General features: G+C 63.0%; 21 protein-coding genes. 12 read left to right on the forward strand and 9 right to left on the reverse strand.

The genetic code is table 11. The features are described from left to right. Window positions 1–24 precede the first annotated feature (24 nt). Window positions 25–642, forward strand: a complete 618-nt coding sequence (locus SIB46_RS00295) for a DUF938 domain-containing protein (protein WP_413296568.1) — start codon at window positions 25–27, stop codon at window positions 640–642. Here SIB46_RS00295 and pgeF read toward each other — a convergent pair. Genes pgeF through SIB46_RS00310 form a run of 3 tightly spaced genes read right to left on the reverse strand, consistent with a single transcriptional unit; the run spans window position 614 to window position 3,436 of the window. Continuing rightward, a complete protein-coding gene (gene pgeF / locus SIB46_RS00300) occupies window positions 614–1,402 on the reverse strand; it encodes a peptidoglycan editing factor PgeF (RefSeq protein ID WP_413296569.1) in 789 nt (262 codons plus the stop codon). The genes SIB46_RS00295 and pgeF overlap by 29 nt on opposite strands. Continuing rightward, window positions 1,395–2,246 (reverse strand): Tab2/Atab2 family RNA-binding protein, encoded by an 852-nt coding sequence (locus SIB46_RS00305; RefSeq protein ID WP_413296570.1) that lies wholly within the window; start codon window positions 2,244–2,246, stop codon window positions 1,395–1,397. Before SIB46_RS00305 ends, pgeF begins: the two co-directional genes overlap by 8 nt. Then, window positions 2,243–3,436, reverse strand: coding sequence for a S1 RNA-binding domain-containing protein (locus tag SIB46_RS00310; protein ID WP_413296571.1), 1,194 nt, complete (start codon window positions 3,434–3,436; stop codon window positions 2,243–2,245). The genes SIB46_RS00305 and SIB46_RS00310 overlap by 4 nt, the downstream gene beginning before the upstream one ends. 49 nt (window positions 3,437–3,485) lie before the next feature. Between SIB46_RS00310 and SIB46_RS00315 the strand changes: the two genes are divergently transcribed. The 6 genes from SIB46_RS00315 (at window position 3,486) to folE (ending at window position 8,758) form a co-directional block, all read left to right on the forward strand. Next, window positions 3,486–4,286 (forward strand): creatininase family protein, encoded by an 801-nt coding sequence (locus SIB46_RS00315; RefSeq protein ID WP_413296572.1) that lies wholly within the window; start codon window positions 3,486–3,488, stop codon window positions 4,284–4,286. Between the two features lie 16 nt (window positions 4,287–4,302). Further along, on the forward strand, window positions 4,303–5,028 hold the full coding sequence (locus SIB46_RS00320; protein WP_413296573.1) for an aldehyde oxygenase (deformylating): 726 nt from the start codon (window positions 4,303–4,305) through the stop codon (window positions 5,026–5,028). Between the two features lie 92 nt (window positions 5,029–5,120). Then, on the forward strand, window positions 5,121–6,170 hold the full coding sequence (locus SIB46_RS00325; protein WP_413296574.1) for a long-chain acyl-[acyl-carrier-protein] reductase: 1,050 nt from the start codon (window positions 5,121–5,123) through the stop codon (window positions 6,168–6,170). A gap of 6 nt (window positions 6,171–6,176) precedes the next feature. After that, complete coding sequence (locus SIB46_RS00330; protein WP_413296575.1) at window positions 6,177–7,196, forward strand: acetyl-CoA carboxylase carboxyltransferase subunit alpha; 1,020 nt, start codon at window positions 6,177–6,179, stop codon at window positions 7,194–7,196. 48 nt (window positions 7,197–7,244) lie between these two features. Beyond that, entirely contained in the window at window positions 7,245–7,964 is a 720-nt protein-coding gene (locus tag SIB46_RS00335; RefSeq protein ID WP_186547796.1) for an SDR family oxidoreductase, read from the forward strand. 5 nt (window positions 7,965–7,969) lie between these two features. Continuing rightward, window positions 7,970–8,758 carry a GTP cyclohydrolase I gene (gene folE / locus SIB46_RS00340; RefSeq protein ID WP_413296576.1) on the forward strand — a complete coding sequence of 263 codons (789 nt, stop codon included), beginning with the start codon at window positions 7,970–7,972 and terminating at the stop codon, window positions 8,756–8,758. Here folE and SIB46_RS00345 read toward each other — a convergent pair. After that, complete coding sequence (locus tag SIB46_RS00345) at window positions 8,755–9,207, reverse strand: hypothetical protein (RefSeq protein ID WP_413296577.1); 453 nt, start codon at window positions 9,205–9,207, stop codon at window positions 8,755–8,757. The two genes, folE and SIB46_RS00345, sit on opposite strands and share 4 nt — an antisense overlap. 33 nt (window positions 9,208–9,240) lie before the next feature. Beyond that, complete coding sequence (locus SIB46_RS00350; protein WP_413296578.1) at window positions 9,241–9,894, reverse strand: phosphoribosylanthranilate isomerase; 654 nt, start codon at window positions 9,892–9,894, stop codon at window positions 9,241–9,243. A gap of 43 nt (window positions 9,895–9,937) precedes the next feature. Between SIB46_RS00350 and SIB46_RS00355 the strand changes: the two genes are divergently transcribed. After that, window positions 9,938–11,188, forward strand: coding sequence for a site-2 protease family protein (locus tag SIB46_RS00355; protein WP_413296579.1), 1,251 nt, complete (start codon window positions 9,938–9,940; stop codon window positions 11,186–11,188). Here the strand turns inward: SIB46_RS00355 and SIB46_RS00360 are convergent. Then, window positions 11,086–11,835, reverse strand: a complete 750-nt coding sequence (locus SIB46_RS00360) for a lipoyl protein ligase domain-containing protein (protein WP_413296580.1) — start codon at window positions 11,833–11,835, stop codon at window positions 11,086–11,088. The genes SIB46_RS00355 and SIB46_RS00360 overlap by 103 nt on opposite strands. A gap of 30 nt (window positions 11,836–11,865) precedes the next feature. Here SIB46_RS00360 and SIB46_RS00365 point away from each other — a divergent pair, with 30 nt between their 5' ends. Then, window positions 11,866–12,633: a TSUP family transporter gene (locus tag SIB46_RS00365; RefSeq protein ID WP_413296581.1), complete on the forward strand. Its 768-nt coding sequence runs from the start codon at window positions 11,866–11,868 to the stop codon at window positions 12,631–12,633. Here SIB46_RS00365 and SIB46_RS00370 read toward each other — a convergent pair. Continuing rightward, a complete protein-coding gene (locus SIB46_RS00370; protein ID WP_413296582.1) occupies window positions 12,624–13,097 on the reverse strand; it encodes a CRR6 family NdhI maturation factor in 474 nt (157 codons plus the stop codon). The two genes, SIB46_RS00365 and SIB46_RS00370, sit on opposite strands and share 10 nt — an antisense overlap. Beyond that, on the reverse strand, window positions 13,094–13,750 hold the full coding sequence (locus tag SIB46_RS00375; RefSeq protein ID WP_413296583.1) for a phosphate signaling complex PhoU family protein: 657 nt from the start codon (window positions 13,748–13,750) through the stop codon (window positions 13,094–13,096). The genes SIB46_RS00370 and SIB46_RS00375 overlap by 4 nt, the downstream gene beginning before the upstream one ends. 111 nt (window positions 13,751–13,861) lie before the next feature. On the opposite strand from SIB46_RS00375, the gene psaM reads away from it, so the two are divergent. The 3 genes from psaM to SIB46_RS00390 all read left to right on the forward strand — a co-directional run bounded on the left by psaM (window position 13,862) and on the right by SIB46_RS00390 (window position 15,439). Further along, a complete protein-coding gene (gene psaM / locus SIB46_RS00380) occupies window positions 13,862–13,966 on the forward strand; it encodes a photosystem I reaction center subunit XII (RefSeq protein WP_186550781.1) in 105 nt (34 codons plus the stop codon). Between the two features lie 187 nt (window positions 13,967–14,153). Beyond that, window positions 14,154–14,438, forward strand: coding sequence for a hypothetical protein (locus SIB46_RS00385; protein ID WP_413296584.1), 285 nt, complete (start codon window positions 14,154–14,156; stop codon window positions 14,436–14,438). An 11-nt stretch (window positions 14,439–14,449) separates the two neighbouring features. Next, on the forward strand, window positions 14,450–15,439 hold the full coding sequence (locus SIB46_RS00390) for a protochlorophyllide reductase (RefSeq protein WP_413296585.1): 990 nt from the start codon (window positions 14,450–14,452) through the stop codon (window positions 15,437–15,439). 3 nt (window positions 15,440–15,442) lie between these two features. Here the strand turns inward: SIB46_RS00390 and SIB46_RS00395 are convergent, their stop codons facing one another. Further along, window positions 15,443–16,150 (reverse strand): potassium channel family protein, encoded by a 708-nt coding sequence (locus tag SIB46_RS00395; protein WP_413296586.1) that lies wholly within the window; start codon window positions 16,148–16,150, stop codon window positions 15,443–15,445.

Consider the following 16,150-nt stretch of genomic DNA (forward strand, 5'->3'; position numbering starts at 1 on the left):
GCCTTCCTATCTCCGCAGCCTGCCATGGACGACGGGCGTCTGCATTTCCCGGCCACGGCGCGCAATCGTGAAGCGATTGCCAAGGTGTTGGAGCCGTTGTTGCCTCAACGGGGGCTCGTGTTAGAGATCGCCAGCGGCAGCGGCGAGCATCTCTGCCACTTTCAGCAGCAGTTTGCTGCCAGCCATCCGCTTTTGCGCTGGCAAGGCAGTGATCCCGATCCGCTCCACCGCTGCAGCCTGCAGGCGTGGGCCGATGCCTTGGGCCTGACGGCCATGGCCGAGCCCTTGGACCTCGATGCCACCGCGGTGCCATGGCCTGCTGTGGATCCCGCTTTGATCCTGTGCATCAACATGATTCACATCGCCCCTTGGGCCGCTTGCCAAGGACTGCTGGCGGAAGCCGGCCGCCAGCTCCCAGTGGGCGGGCAGCTAGTGCTCTACGGCCCCTTCGTTGAGCAGTCGGTGCCCACCAGCCCCAGCAATGAGGCCTTTGATGCCAGCCTGCGCAGCCGTGATCCGCGTTGGGGCTTGCGCTCGCTTGAGCAGGTGTCGGCCTTGGCGGCCAGCCATGGGCTGCAGCTCAGCGGCCGCTGGACCATGCCCGCCAACAATCTCACCGTGGCGTTTCGGCGTTCTGGCTAACGATGCCGCTCCACTGCACCGCCTTGACCTGATCACGGCGCCAGGAGTGAAACAACTCCGGTTCAGCCACCGTGCACAGCGGGCAGATCGAGATCTGCTCGGGTTTCACCCCAAATTGCAGTAGTTGCCACTGGGCCGCGCGGCGAATGTCAAGGCGATCGCGGCCCAGTTGCGGGTCCTCCAGCAAGGCGCCGGCCGCTTGCAGTGCGTCGATGGGGCCGAGCTGTTCGCTGGTGGATCGCTCCACTTGGTAGTTGATGCCGCTCACGGCCGGGCCTAAGGCCACCAGCAGCTGCTCACGGCGGCAGCCGCTGGCCTCTAGCTGGGTGATGGCGGTGGTCAAGATGCCCGCAGCCACGCCGCGCCAGCCGGCATGGCAGGCCGCCACGCTGCCGCTTTCTGGATCAGCGATCAGCACCGGCGTGCAGTCAGCACCCGCTACCCAGAGGCTTTGGCCGCCGGCATCACTCACCAATCCATCGGCTTCCGGCCAGGGATCCACTTGGGCGTCTGAGGCTGCCAGCACCCGGCCGCTATGGATCTGTTTGAGCCGGTGCACGCTCACCCCAGAGCTCACATAGCCCACCAAGCCATCCGGTTCACGGCCATGCCAGAGGCGCGTAAAGAAGCCGTGCTCAAAGGCGTTGAGCTGATCGCACTGCAGGTAGTAGCCGCCGTAGGTACCCACCCAGGTCCAGCCATCGAGGGTGTTGAAGTCCTTGTCGGGGCGGTCGAAGGGAGGCTCGACGTGTTCAGACATCCGGCAGGTCGCGCAGCAACCAAAAGCCAGCAAATTCTGTGGCGTCGGGCCCGCTTTGTACGGCCAAGAACTGCAAACCGCCCGCCTCTTGCCGTGCGGCCATGAGCGCTTGCTGGGCTGATTCAGCCTCGCCGTTTTGCAGATCGCTCACCAGCCAGCGATCCTCCAGGCCGGCTTCCAGCACCAGCTGCTGCCCGCAAACCTCCAGGCGCACAGGCTCCAAACCACTGAGCCAACCCGCCAGCGCCAGGGCCCGGCTGCTGCTGAACAGCCGCACGCCAGGAACCATCGCTTCGGCTTCGGTGTTGGGTAGGGGCACCAGGCCTGAAAAATCCATAGGCCACTCGCTGGCTTCCGCAAGGCTGGCGGCCGGCAGGCTGGCCCAGCCCCAGCTGTCGCCACGAACGGCCTCCGGCAGCGGCAGCGGCGTTGACTGCAAGGGTTGCGGTGGTGGCGCCAAAGGCCCATTGAGATGGCCCTCCATCTCGGGGTAGATGCTGGCTTCGCGCTGCTGCAGCCACTCCACCAGCGCATAACAGCGGCGGCTGGGCACCATCTCCAGCCCCACGCCCTCCGCGGCACGCTGCACCATGGTGCGCATCGAGCTGCGCCAGCAGCGCAGGCGTTTGGGGGCCGAGCTGTTGGCTTCGCCTGCGGCAGCGAGGGCATCGCTGAGCGCTGTTTTCAGCCAGATGGAATTGACGCTGTCAGCTGGGCAGAAGCGCTGCCACTGGAAGCTGCCATCGCTAGTGCAAATCAGCACTTCCCAGCGTTTTTTGCCGTTCTCATCGAGCAGGGGACGGGAGTAGAAGTCGAGCTCCCAGGTGTTGGCAGGCAGGCTCATCCCGCGCCCTGTTCCTGGGTGCGCAGCATGTTGCGGGCCCGGTTGGCCCGGTCTTTGGCTTGAGCCATCACCGCTTCTTTATCGATCAGTAGTTCGCCGGGCTGGTTTTCCAGCAGCGCCGTGTTGAGGCCAATGCGGCCGCGACCGGGATCGAGTTCGGTGATCATCGCCTGCACGTTGTCACCGGAATTGAAGACTTCGCGCAGTTCGCGCATGGTGCCGCCGGTGATGCAGCTGTGGTGCAGCAGACCGCTGACGCCACCGAGATCCACGAAGAAGCCATAGGGCTTCACGCTGGTGATCAGGCCGCTCACCAGTTGCCCCACCTCCAGATCGGCAAAGAAGGCGGCCATCGCGGCTTTCTTCTCAGAGAGCACCAACTTGCGGGTGTCGGGGTTCACCTCGAGGAAGGCCACGCCAACGGTTTTGCCCACCAAGGCCTCATGATTCTCCCCTTCATTGAGCTGGGAGCGGGGAATGAAGCCGCGCAGACCTTCCAGGTCGCAGGTGCAGCCGCCGCGGTTGAAGCCGGTGATCTTCACCTGAACCACCTTTCCTTCTTTTTCTAACTGGCGCACCTTGTCCCAGGCCTGGCGCAGGGCCAAGGCGCGGCAGCTCACCGTGACCATGCCATCGGCGTTCTGCTCGCGGGTGACGAGCACCTGCACTTCCAATCCTTTGGGGAAACGGTTCTTGAGATCGGTGATCACCCCCAGGCCGCACTCGTTTTTGGGCATGAAGCCCGGGGCTTTGCCGCCGATATCGACGTAGATGCCATCGCTTTCATGCTCGATGACCTTGCCGGTCACCACATCACCGGTGGCGCCGATCGGCTCGTTTTCATCAAGGGCGGCCAGGAAGGCTTCTTCATCGAAGTCGAAGTCATCCACCACCCGGTTGGCGGCTGGGGTTTTGGGTGCTGGCTTGGCTTGATCAGCGGGACCCAGCAGGTCGTCCATGCTCAATCCCTCTAAGGGATCAGGCGCATCCATGCCGCCTGCGGCGGTGGGCACGTTGGGCTGCTGAGGTTGCTGGGGCTGCTCGAGCTTGGCCTTGGCGGCTGCAGCTTCCGCTTCCTTGCGGCGCTTCTCTTCTTCTTCCTTTTTATTGATGGCCAAGATGGCCAGGGGCTTCTGCAGAGAGCCAGCGGCAAAGGGCTTTTTGGGGCTGTCGCTGCGGGAGCCGCTCATGACCGGGTTGGACGCGATCCCACACTGTAAGAACAGCACCCCAAAAGCCATGCGACGGCTTGAGCACCTCTGGTGGCCGGCACTGCAGGCTGCCGCGCAACAACCAGGCAGCACGGTGGTGCTGCCGGTGGGTGCCTTTGAGCAGCACGGGCCCCATCTGCCGATGGGCACCGATCTGCTGTTTGCAGAGGCGGTGTTGGATCGCGTTTTGGCCCAGCTGCCCGCTGAGCTGCCGCTATGGCGTTTGCCAGCGGTGGCGTTTGGTTTTTCTCCAGAGCATTTGGGGTTTCCCGGCACGGTGAGCCTCAGCGCGGAAGCCCTGTTGGCCCAGTTGCAAGGCGTTGCTGCGGCCCTCAGCGAGGCGGGCTTTCGCCGCTTGGTGCTGTTCAACGGCCATGGCGGCCAAATTGCGCTGCTGCAGGTGGCTGCGCGGCAGTTGCAACAGCAATTCCCTTCGCTGGCAGTGCTGCCCTGGTTTCTGTGGAGCGGCCCGCCAGGGGTGTTGGAGCAGATTCCTGAGCCTGAGCGCAGCCAGGGGCTCCATGCCGGCCGCTTGGAAACCAGCTTGATGCTGGCGCTGCATCCCGAGCTGGTGGGCGAGCTTCCGGCTGCAGAGGCGATGGCCTCACCACCGGCTGGGTTGTCGCTGGAAGGCGCTGTGCCCACGGCCTGGCGCACCCGCAGCCTCTCGAATTCCGGGGTGGTCGGAGATCCAGCTGGCGCATCGTCTGCGGAGGGAGAGCTGTTGCTGCAAGGGCTTGTTGGGGGTTGGTGTGAGCTCTTCAAGACCTTGTTGGCCAGCGATTGGCCCCATATGCGGCCGGGCATCGGTACGATGCAGCGTCAATAACCGCCGCTCAGCTGTAATGGCTTCCTCACTTCTGGATCCTGCTGTTGACGGCACCCCGGTGCTGGACGTGGAACTGCCGGATTTCACCACCGAGGCTTACAAGTCGGCCTACAGCCGCATCAACGCCATCGTGATCGAGGGCGAGCAGGAAGCCCATGACAACTACATCTCCCTGGGCACCCTGATCCCTGATCAAGCCGATGAGCTGGCCCAGCTGGCCCGCATGGAGATGAAGCACATGAAGGGCTTCCAGGCCTGCGGCAAAAACCTCAGCGTTGAGCCCGACATGGTCTTCGCCAAGGAGTTCTTCTCTGATCTCCACGGCAACTTCCGCACCGCTTTGGATGACAACAAGGTCGTCACCTGCTTGGTGATCCAGGCCTTGATGATCGAAGCCTTCGCCATCGCGGCTTACCACATCTATATCCCTGTCGCTGATCCCTTCGCCCGCAAGATCACTGAGGGCGTGGTCAAAGACGAGTACACCCACCTCAACTACGGCCAGGAGTGGCTCAAGGCCAACTTCGACAGCAGCCGCGACGAGATCATCGAGGCCAACAAGGCCAACCTGCCGATCATCCGCCGCATGCTCGAAGAGGTGGCTGACGATGCCGCTGAGCTGAAGATGGAAAAGGAAAGCCTGATCGAAGATTTCCTAATCGCTTACCAGGAAGCTCTGATGGACATCGGCTTCAACTCCCGCGATCTGGCCCGCATGAGTGCAGCGGCTCTGGTGGCCTAGCGATTGCTTGAACCGGGTGGTGTGTCGTGGGACACTCATTCGGTTCTCCTTCCGGATCCTGACGTCTTGGCGTCAGTCAGTCAGCTTCCCGAATGTTTGGTCTGATCGGTCACTCCAGCAGCTTCCGTGATGCCCGCAACACGGCACGGGACTTGGGATTTGAAGATCTAGCTGAAGGCGAACTCGATCTTTGGTGCAGTGCACCGCCCCAACTAGTCGAATCCTTTGAGGTCACTAGCTCAACGGGCAAGACCATTGAGGGCACCTACATCGATTCCTGCTTTGTGCCGGAGATGCTGAGCCGTTTCAAAACGGCCACGCGCAAGGTGCAAAACGCCATGGAGCTGGCCCAAAAGCGCGGTATCAACATCACCGCCTTGGGTGGCTTCACCTCGATCATTTTCGAGAACTTCAACCTGGCCAAGTTCCAGCAGATCCGCTCCACCCTGCTGCAGTGGGACCGCTTCACCACGGGCAACACCCACACCGCCTGGGTGATCTGCCGTCAGGTGGAGCAGAACGCGCCGCGTCTGGGTATTGATCTCAAGGCCGCCAAGGTGGCCGTTGTTGGCGCCACTGGAGACATCGGCAGTGCGGTCTGCCGTTGGATGGCCAACAAAACCGGTGTGGCTGAGCTCCTGTTGGTGGCCCGCCAGCAGCAGCGCCTAGAAGATTTGCGCGAAGAGCTCGGTGGCGGCCGCATCCTCACGCTGGAGCAGGCTCTTCCAGAAGCTGATGTGGTGGTTTGGGTGGCTTCGCTGCCCCAAACCCTGGAGATCGATGGCAACAGCTTGCGCAAGCCCTGCTTGATGATCGATGGGGGCTACCCCAAAAACCTCGATAGCAAGGTGATGTCGGAGCACGTGACCGTGCTCAAGGGCGGCATTGTTGAGTTCGCCCGTGACATCGGCTGGCAGATGATGACTGTGGCCGACATGGCCAATCCGCGCCGGCAGCTGTTTGCCTGCTTCGCTGAGGCGATGCTGCTTGAGTTCGAAGGCATCCACACCAACTTCAGTTGGGGCCGCAACAACATCACCCTGGAGGCCATGGAGCAGATCGGCATGGCCTCGATCCGCCACGGCTTCTCCGCCCTGGGGATTGACCCCAAAACCCTGAGTCCCCAGCCCCTCGCTGCTTAAGCCCTGATGGCCCCACGTCGCCTGCTGCTTGATTTCGAAAAGCCCCTGGTGGATCTCGAGGAGCAAATCGAGCAGATCCGCCAACTGGCGCGCGACTCCGAAGTGGATGTCACCCAGCAGTTGCTGCAGCTCGAAACCCTGGCGACCCGTCGCCGCGAAGAGATCTTTAGCTCGCTGACTCCAGCTCAGAAGATTCAGGTGGCCCGCCACCCCCAGCGACCCAGCTGCCTCGATTACATCCAGCTGCTCAGCGACGACTGGATTGAGTTGCACGGTGATCGCTCCGGCAGCGATGACCAAGCCTTGGTGGGCGGCCTTGGGCGGCTCGATGGCCGCGCGGTGCTCTTTATCGGCCACCAAAAAGGGCGTGACACCAAAGAGAACGTGGCCCGCAACTTCGGCATGGCCTCACCCGGCGGCTACCGCAAGGCCTTGCGCTTGATGCAGCACGCCTCACGCTTTGGCCTGCCGGTGATCAGCTTCATCGATACCCCCGGTGCCTATGCCGGCCTGAAGGCCGAAGAACTCGGTCAGGGCGAAGCCATCGCTGTGAACTTGCGCGAGATGTTTGCCCTGGAGGTTCCGGTTATTGCCACCGTCATTGGGGAAGGGGGATCCGGCGGTGCCTTGGGCATTGGCGTCGCCGATCGTTTGATGATGTTTGAGCACTCCGTTTACACGGTGGCCAGCCCTGAAGCCTGCGCTTCGATCCTGTGGCGCGATGCCGCTAAGGCCTCCACTGCGGCCGAAGCCCTGAAGATCACAGCCCGTGATCTCAGCCAGCTGGGTATCGTTGATCGGGTGCTTGGCGAACCGTCTGGCGGCAATCACTGGGCTCCGTTGCAGGCTGCAGACACCCTGCGCACGGCTTTGTGTGAGGAGCTCAATCAGCTCACTTCCCTGTCACGCCAAGAGTTGATGGATCAGCGCTACGGCAAGTACCGCCGCATTGGTCGCTACTTAGAGCATCCCGAGATGGATGCTGCTGCTACGTCAGACACCCAGGAATCGTCAGCCACCGCGTAATATTCCTTAAAGAACTGGTCGTTCGGCCGGTTTGTCCACGTTCCTTTTTTGTTGTTGTCTTCGACTGCACTGATTACCGGGGCTTCCCGGGGCATCGGCGCTGCCACCGCCCAGCGTTTTGCTGAAGCGGGCTGGTCTCTCCAGCTCATGGCGCGTTCAGCTGATGCCCTTGAGGACGTCGCTCAGCGCTGCCGCTCCTTTGGGGTTTCGGTGGCCACTGAATGCGTCGACTTCAGTGATCCTGCTGCCATTGCACCGGCCATTGCCCGGTTGCAGCAGCAGGAGGGCACTCCTGCGGTGGTCATCAATAACGCCGGTGCTGCGCTCACCGCTTCCCTCTCTGAGGTGAGCTTGGAGCAGTGGCAGTGGCTGATGCAGCTCAACGTCACCAGCGTGTTTCAGGTGTGTCAGGCCGTGCTGCCAGGGCTTCGCGCCCAAGGCGGCGGTTTGATCGTGAACATCAGCAGCCATGCGGCGCGCTCGGCTTTCCCCGGTTGGGGGGCCTACTGCACCAGCAAGGCGGCGGTTCAAGCTCTAACGCGCTGTTTCGCCGAAGACGAACGGCAACATGGGATCCGCCTCAGCACCCTGACTTTGGGCGCTGTGGACACTCCGCTGTGGGATACCCCCACGGTTCAGGCGGACTTTGATCGTTGTGCCATGCTCCCCGTGGCCAAGGTCGCTGACACCCTGCTGCACATCGCGCAGCAACCCCCCCAGCTCCTGCTGGAGGACATCACCCTCATGCCCGCCGCTGGCGCGCTCTGAGCTCCATGACCGCACTCGACGACACCACTGCAATGGCGTCTGCTTCTCCTTCCATTGGTTCGCCTGTGCTGGATGGCTCCGCCGTGGCCCGCAGCATCAGTAAGACCCTGCCGCGTTCCATCAGCGACGTGATTCGGGCCCGCTTGGAAGCGGCCAATGCCCCCTACCTGGCCAACGACAACATCGCTGACCACCTCAAGCCCGGCGAGCTTGAGCTGCTGCAGCAGGAAGTCACCGACAAGGTGCGCGATCTGTTGCGCTCGCTGGTGATTGATATCGAGCGCGACCACAACACCGAGGAGACGGCCGAGCGCGTCGCCAAGATGTATCTCCAGGAGGTGTTCAAGGGCCGTTATCTCCAGCAGCCCAAGATCGCCAGCTTCCCCAACGTCAAAAATCTCGATGAGATTTACACCGTGGGTCCGATCACGGTGCGTTCGGCTTGTTCACACCACCTGGTTCCGATCCTGGGGAACTGCTGGATTGGCATCAAGCCTGGTTCGAGCGTCATTGGCTTGAGCAAGTTCGCCCGAGTGGCCGACTGGGTCTTCTCCCGTCCTCATATCCAAGAGGAAGCGGTGATGATCCTGGCTGATGAAATCGAGCGGCTGTGTGAGCCCAAGGGCCTGGCCATCCTGGTGAAGGCTCAGCACTACTGCATGAAGTGGCGCGGCGTGAAAGAGCCCCAAACCAGCATGGTGAACTCCGTTGTACGCGGTGATTTCCGCCACGACCCCAGCCTCAAGGCCGAGTTCTTTGAGTTGGTGAAGCAGCAGGAATCGATGCTGGGCTAAGGCCCCACGGGCCCCAGCGGTGCTGAGGCCACGCGCCGGTGCCCCTCCGGGGTGATCACAATCGCCACAGCCATCAACTCCAGCCCCACATCGCTGGGTTGGGCGGTGTAGCTGCTGCCAACGGCACCGGGAATCAGTAACCAGCCCGATTCCCCTTGCCGGTACCAGTGGATCAGCGTGGGCTGAGGGCCTCCTGGGTGGGCCGCCAACCATCTGGCTTCAATCAGTTCACCGGCGATGGCTTCGCCCGCTAGCTCGAGCTCACCCAAGGTTTGAATCGCCGCTTGCAGCTCCGAGGCCCGCTGGCTGCTGGCATCAATTTGCTGCTTGAGCACCTTGATTTGCTGCTGCGGCTTGAGGTGATCCATCCCCGGCACGCACTCCAGTTGACCACCGATCAACTGACAACCCATCAGCAGTCCTTGGGCCAACAGCCATGGGGCCGGCATGGCGGCAGAGCAACTAGCTGAATTGTGCGCATTTCAGCCGTGAACGGCTTTGATCAGCGCCTCCACGAGCTGCAAATCTTTCAGCCCCGGCGCTTGCTCCACGCCGCTGCTGGCATCGAGGCCCGTGGGCGTCAGCCCCTGCTGCGCCAGCTGATCAAGAGCCTCGCGGGCATTGCTGGGGGCGAGCCCGCCGGCGAGCCACCAGGGCAGCAGCGGCTCAAACCCCTGCAGCCATTGCAGCGGCAAGCGCTCGCCCGTGCCGCCATGGGCTGAGTCACTCCAGGCATCGAGCAATAAGCCATCCACCACGGCGCTGTAGGCCTCAGCCCGTTTGAGGTCAGCGGCGCTGCGAATCCGCAGGGCTTTCCACAGGGGCAAGCCCAGTTCAGCCCGTAGTTGCTGGCAGCGCTCTGGCGTTTCTTCCCCATGCAGCTGCAGCAGTTGATGGCCCTGCTCAGGCCGCAAACTCTCCAGCTCCCTGTCGCTGGGATTCACCACCACCAGAACCCGGCAGCAGGCAGGGTTGGCGGCTGCCACGGCCTCCCACAGCGCTGGGCGCTGCTCTGGCGGCAAAAACCGTTTGGATTGGCGAGCGGCGATCACCCCGATGGCATTGGCGCCGAGCTCCGCCACAGCCGCCGCTTGCGCCGGTTGCATCAGTCCGCAGATTTTCAGCTGTGCAGCCATGACAGCGTTTCTAGGATGGTGGTTGTAAAACGGGGGCAAGCAGGTGAGCAACGCCCCACAGGGCCAGGGCTGGAAGGTGATGAGCCTGGCCGGAATTCCGCTTTATATCCATCCCAGCTGGCTGTTTGTTCTGGTGCTGGCCACGGTGTTGTTCAGCCAGCAATTTGACGGCAACCCTGCCTACGGATTTCTCACAGCGCTGCTGCTGTTCCTATCTGTGGTGCTGCACGAACTCGGCCATTCGCTGATGTCGCTGCGCCTTGGCGTGAAGGTGCGCAGCATCACCCTGTTCATGCTGGGCGGAGTGGCCTCCGTTGAGCGGGATCCTTCCACCCCCATGGGTGCCCTGTTGGTGGCCGCCGCTGGCCCAGCGGTGAGTGCGCTCTTGGCCTTCTTCTTGGCGGTGGCTGTGCATCCTTTGAGTCACCTTCAGCCCTCCCTGGGGGAGGTGGCCCTGGTGCTGGCCCAGCTCAATTTGCTGCTGGCTTTGTTCAACCTGCTGCCCGGTTTGCCCCTCGATGGAGGTCAGATCGTCAAAGCCCTGGTGTGGCAGGCCAGTGGCAGCCGCGAGAAGGGCGTGCGAACCGCCACCCGCTGCGGGCAGCTGTTGGGGTGGATGGGGGTGGTGTTGGGCGTGTTCCTGTTCCTGCGTACGGGCTCTTTTGGTGGGCTGTGGCTGCTGCTGTTGGGCTGGTTTGCCCTGGGCGCCTCCCGCAACCAACTGCAGCTGCTCGCCCTGCAGCGGGCGCTGCAGCATCTGCAGGTGAAAGATTCCGTGAGCCGCCGTTTGCGGGTGATGGAGCCCGGCAAAACCTTGCGGGATCTCAGCCAGATGCGCCTCTCCAATGATTCGCCGCGCCCGGATTGGGTGCTGCTCTGCCAAGGGGGGCGCTGGAAGGGGTTCATTGATGATCAGCCCCTCAAGCAGGTGCCCGTGCAGCGCTGGGATGTGGAAACCCTCGAGCAGCACCAGCAGCCCCTTACTGAACTGCCCTCGATTTCCGAAACCGCGCCGCTGTGGCGCGCGGTGTTGGCGTTGGAGGACTCGCAGCAGGGCCGTTTGCTGGTGCTCAATCCAGCCGGGTTGCCCGTGGGCACATTGGAGCGCCCTGAGCTCTCAGAAGCCGTGATGCGGCGGCTGTCGGTGCGGTTGCCCCAGCCCTTGCTGGAGCAGGCGCGCCGCCAAGGCGCCTACCCCTTGGGCTTGTCGCTGGGTCCTGTGGCCGAAACCGTGGCGGCCTTGCCTGAAGTGATGGCGGCCAACCGCTCGGGCTCCTCGGGCCAAGCCAACTGATTCGGCTTTGAACCCAACAACCACTGCTCGGCTTGCTGCAGCAACACCTGGCGCAGTCGGTTGGGGCTGAAGGCCTCAGGTAGCGCCGGTGGGGCGGGCTCATTGAACAGTTGCTGCCAGAGCTTTGCTGGTGGCTGCAAGGGAATCGAACCGTGCTGCAGCAGCCGCCCCCGCTGCCACAGCTGGGCGCTGCCGATCCGTTTGATGCCAAGCGGGTCGACCAAATCAGCCCCGGTGGCTTGGCCAAAGCAATTCTGTTGCCCGCGTTGCTGCTCGCTGTTGCCATCGACCAAGGCGCTGCCCAATTGCGCAAAGCCCGCTTGCAACCACTGGTTCAGCAGCCGGTAGGCGCGTCGCTGCCCGCGGGGCGGCTGCGCCAGGGCAATGGCGTAACAAAGATCGCCGCCATGGAGCACGGCTGCACCGCCGGTGGGGCGGCGCACCACAGGGATCTCCAACCCTTCACTGCTGGGGGTTTGGCTTTGGTGATGCCCCAGCGAGAGGGTGGGCTGCTGCCATTGGTAGAAGCGCAGTAGCACCGGCTGCTCTTCGCTGAGTTGGCTCAGCATCCAGCGGTCCAATCCCATCTGCACGCTGCCGCAACTGCTGAGATCCGGATAGAGGCCCCAACGTTGGCCCTGGATCAACGAAGCTGGGGCGGATTGCGATGGGAGGGGATGCTCCAGCTGCTGTTGCTGCTGCCGTTAGGCATCCTCGCCGGTCTGTTGTCGGGCTTTTTGGGGATTGGCGGCGGCTTGATTTTCTCGCCGCTGTTGTTGGCGCTTGGTTTGGAGCCCCATCAGGCGCTAGCCACCAGCACCTTGGCCATTGTTCCTACCACCGCTGCTGGCAGCTGGGCCCACTGGCGCCAGGGCCGCTTGCCACTGCAACCCGCGCTGGTGATTGCCCTAGCGGCTCTCGCCAGCGGCCTGGCTTTTGCTCTGGTGGGCAAGGTGCTCGCGGGCTGGCATTTGCTGGCGGTGCAAGCGCTTGTCTATGCGTTGGTGGCTGTGTTGGTGCGGCCGCGTCAGCAGTCCACCAGTGCTGATGAGAGCACTGATCCCTCCCCTGAGCTGCTTCCCCTGGCCTTGGTGGGCTGCATCGCTGGGCTCTGCGGCGGCCTGCTGGGCTTGGGCGGTGGTTTGGTGATGGTGCCGCTGATGGTGGCTTGGTTGCAGTTGCCCATGCATCTGGCCATCCGGCTCAGCACGGTGGCTGTGCTTCTCGCTTCGGCGGGAGCGGGCTCGCTGTTTGTGCTTGAGGGTCGCGGTGAACTGCTGCCGGCGCTGCTGCTCGGCGGGCTAGCGGCGGTGGCAGCCAAGTGGGCGGCGAGCCGGCTGCAGCGCGTCAGTCCGCGCCAGCTGGCCTGGTTGCTGCGGATCTTGAGTTTGGCCTTGGCGATCGACAGCAGCCGCCGCGCTATCACGCTCTGGCTTCAGGCCTGAGGCCAGAACCCGGCTTCCACGTTGAAGCCCAATACAGCTGCCATTTGGCCCAGTCGTCCGCGTAGGGCAAGCCCGTGTTGGTTGCCCCAGTCATCAAGCCAGAAGAGGCGATGGCTGATCCAAAGGCTGAGGTCATCGGGGTCAAAGCGCAGGCCTTCGGTGCGGCTGAACTCATGCAGCACTTGCATGGCCACATGGCGGCTGAGTTGGCCGTCGCTGCGTTGCAGCAGCAGCGCCAGCCAGGGACAGAGAGCATCGGCCCGCAAGCTCCACAGGCGGCACTCCGGCACTTCACTGAGCTCGCGGGGATCGTCATCGGCGCGGGGCCAGTCCAGTTGCAGCGCCAGGCCGTCTTCCAGTTCCAGCAGAGCGGTGGCAGGGCGCTGCCGCAGCTCCTGCAGCGGGCCCATGTCCAGGCGGCGGATCTGCTCCGCACTGACATTGATCACAAGGCTTTGGCTCATCGTTCCCGCCGCGCCACCCGCTGGCTCACATTCACGGCATGGTCGGCCATGCGCTCAATGCAGCGCAGCACCAGCACCAGCATCAACTGATGATCCCGGCATTCCCTACCGGTGCAGGTTTCAGTCAGCTCTTCCACCAGCCGTTCGTAGTCCCGGTCCACCAGGTCATCGAGGGCCTGGAGCCTGGCCCCGGCGCTGAGGTCCTCCTCGCTGAGGCTGTCGAGGGCGAGGGCTAAGAGCGAACGGCAACGATCGAGCATCGTCAGCACGTCGTCGCGAAGGATCACCGGCTGCGCCGGCAGCAATTCCTCGCCCAAGGTGGCCAGCTCTTTGCAGTAGTCGCCAAAGCGCTCGAGATCACGCAGGCAGTGCATGTAACTCAGCACCTCGCGCACCTGGGTTTGGCTGAGGCGCTTGTGGCACAGCAGATCAGCGCATTCCTCCTCCAGGCGCCGGTAGAGCTTGTCGATCCGGTCATCGCCACGGCGGATTTGTGGTGCTGCCTCCATGTCGGGTCCCGACAGCACAGCCCGGGCCAGCACAGCTGATTCCTCCACCATCGAGCCCAGGCGCAACAGCTCCTGCTTCAGGGCCCCCACCGCATCAGCTCCTAAGCGCGCGGGCGCCTGATTTCTCCAGGCGGCGAGCAGCATGGCGTTCAATCCTCTGCTGGCAAGCTAGTTCTGACGGCCATCAAGAGCTGTGACAGCCCCCTTGGGAAGTCGGCGCTGGCACGGAAAATGGAGAGGTTCTTGTTGCGCACCATGGCTACTGCCCTGTCTCAGTCTGAGATCTACATCGCCCTCGTGGTGGCAGCCCACGCCGCCATCTTGGCCCTGCGTCTGAGCGTCAGCCTTTACCGCTCCTGAGCTCTGGGTGACTTGGCAGCTTCGGTGACGTGCGCTACAAGCGGGTGTCATGGAAGCTGTGGTGCCCCGGACTCGCCGCCCCGCAACGCGTCTCACTGCTCGGCAAGGGTCTCATCGGCCAGCGCCCTCGGCGCCGCAGCCTGAGGTCGTTCTGCCGTCTTCAGCGGCCATTGCCCGTGAAGAGCTGTTGTTTGCCTTTCTTGGCCTTGGCCTCAAGGCCGTTGGGTTGACCTTGGCGTTTGTCACGCTGGCCAAATTGGCCTTGGCCCATCAACAACGGCTGGATCGTCACAGCGAAATTCAAGCGGTGCTGGCCTTGCAGCTCGACCGTCTCGAGGGACAAAAGCGCTCCCTCGATCGCCTGTTCAGCATCGATGGTGAGCAGGCCCTGCTGCAGCAAGAGCAGCAATGGATCGCCCCCAACCGCCGCCGCATCATTTGGCTTCCGCCTGAATCCGCTCCCACCCCTTAAGCATTCGTTCCATGACCAGTAGCCCGTCTTCCTCTCCATCGGCGCCACTGGCCATCGTCACTGGAGCCTCATCGGGTGTCGGTCTGTGGACCACCAAAGCCTTGATTGACCAGGGCTGGACCGTGGTGATGGCCTGCCGCGATGAGGCCAAAGCGCAGCGCGCCCTCCAAGAGGTGGGTTTGGGTCATCCCCCAGAGGCGATCGTCCTGTCGCTTGATCTCTCTGATCTCGAGTCGGTCAAGGCGTTTGTTGAGCGCTTCCGTGGCCTCAACCGCCCCCTGACAGCGCTGGTGATCAATGCTGCGGTCTACAAGCCGCTGCTCAAAGAGCCGGAATGGAGTGCCCAGGGCTATGAGCTCAGCATGGCGACCAACCATCTGGGGCACTTCCTGTTGGCCCGCCTGTTGCTGGACGACCTCAAGGCCTCGCCGGCTGGCGACAAACGCCTGATCACCTTGGGCACGGTGACCGCTAACTCCAAAGAACTTGGCGGCAAGATCCCCATTCCTGCCCCCGCTGATCTGGGCGATCTCTCTGGCTTTGCCCAGGGGTTTAAGGCGCCGATCGCCATGGCCAGTGGCAAGAAGTTCAAGCCTGGCAAGGCCTACAAAGACAGCAAGCTCTGCAACATGATCACCAGCTTGGAGTTGCATCGCCGCTTCCACGGGTCCACCGGCATCAGCTTCAGCTCGCTCTATCCCGGATGTGTGGCGGATACGCCACTGTTCCGCAACAGCCTGCCGGCATTCCAAAAGATCTTCCCCTGGTTCCAAAAGAACATCACCGGCGGTTATGTGAGCCAAGCCCTGGCTGGTGAGCGGGTCGCGCAAGTGGTGGCTGACCCTGCCTTCCGCAGTTCCGGCGCCCATTGGAGCTGGGGCAACCGCCAGAAAAAAGATGGGAAGCAGTTTGACCAGGAGCTTTCTGATAAGGCCAGTGATCCAGCCACAGCCCTGCGGGTTTGGGACCTCTCCAGTGCGCTGGTGGGCTTAGCCCCCTAGCTTTTATTCGCTTGGCAGGGCAGCGAGAGCCTCTTTGCTGCCCATCACCACCAAGCGTTCACCGGCCTGCAGCACCAGTGAGGCCGGTGGGTTAACCGTGAACGCGTGTTGGGGACCAGCGGCCAGCACGGTGACGTGATGGCTGCGGCGCAGGTTGAGCTCCCGCAGCGATTGGCCTGAGAAGGTTTCTGGCACCAGGATTTCTTCAATGCTGTGGTCGGCATCAAGCTCCAGGCGCTCCAGCAGATTGGGCCGCACCAGCTCCTCGCCCAGCCGCTGACCCTGCAGCTTCAACGGATAGACCACCCGGTCGGCGCCCACCCGTTGCAGCATCTTCATGTGGATGTCGCTGTTGGCCCTGGCGATCACTTGCTTGACGCGGCTGCCGGGTGCGTCTTTGGCGATCAGCGTGGCGGTGATGCTGGCTTCAATCGAGCCGGCAATAGCCACCACAACGGTGCCCACTTGCAGCACGCCAGCTTCACGCATGGCTTCTTCATCGGTGCAGTCCACCAAACGCGCTTCGATCGAGGGTTCGACTTGGCGCAGCTCATCAACAGCCCGCTCTTCATCGTCGATGGCTAGTACCTCGGCCCCCCAGCGCACGAGCTCCTCGCAAACCGCTAGGCCAAAGCGGCCCAGGCCGATCACCGCATAACCATCGGAGAGATCCCGGCGATTGGATTGGGATAACCAGAGCTTGCCGGTCAT

This window comes from Synechococcus sp. MIT S9452 (genome assembly GCF_047304245.1).
Lineage (GTDB): Bacteria > Cyanobacteriota > Cyanobacteriia > PCC-6307 > Cyanobiaceae > RCC307.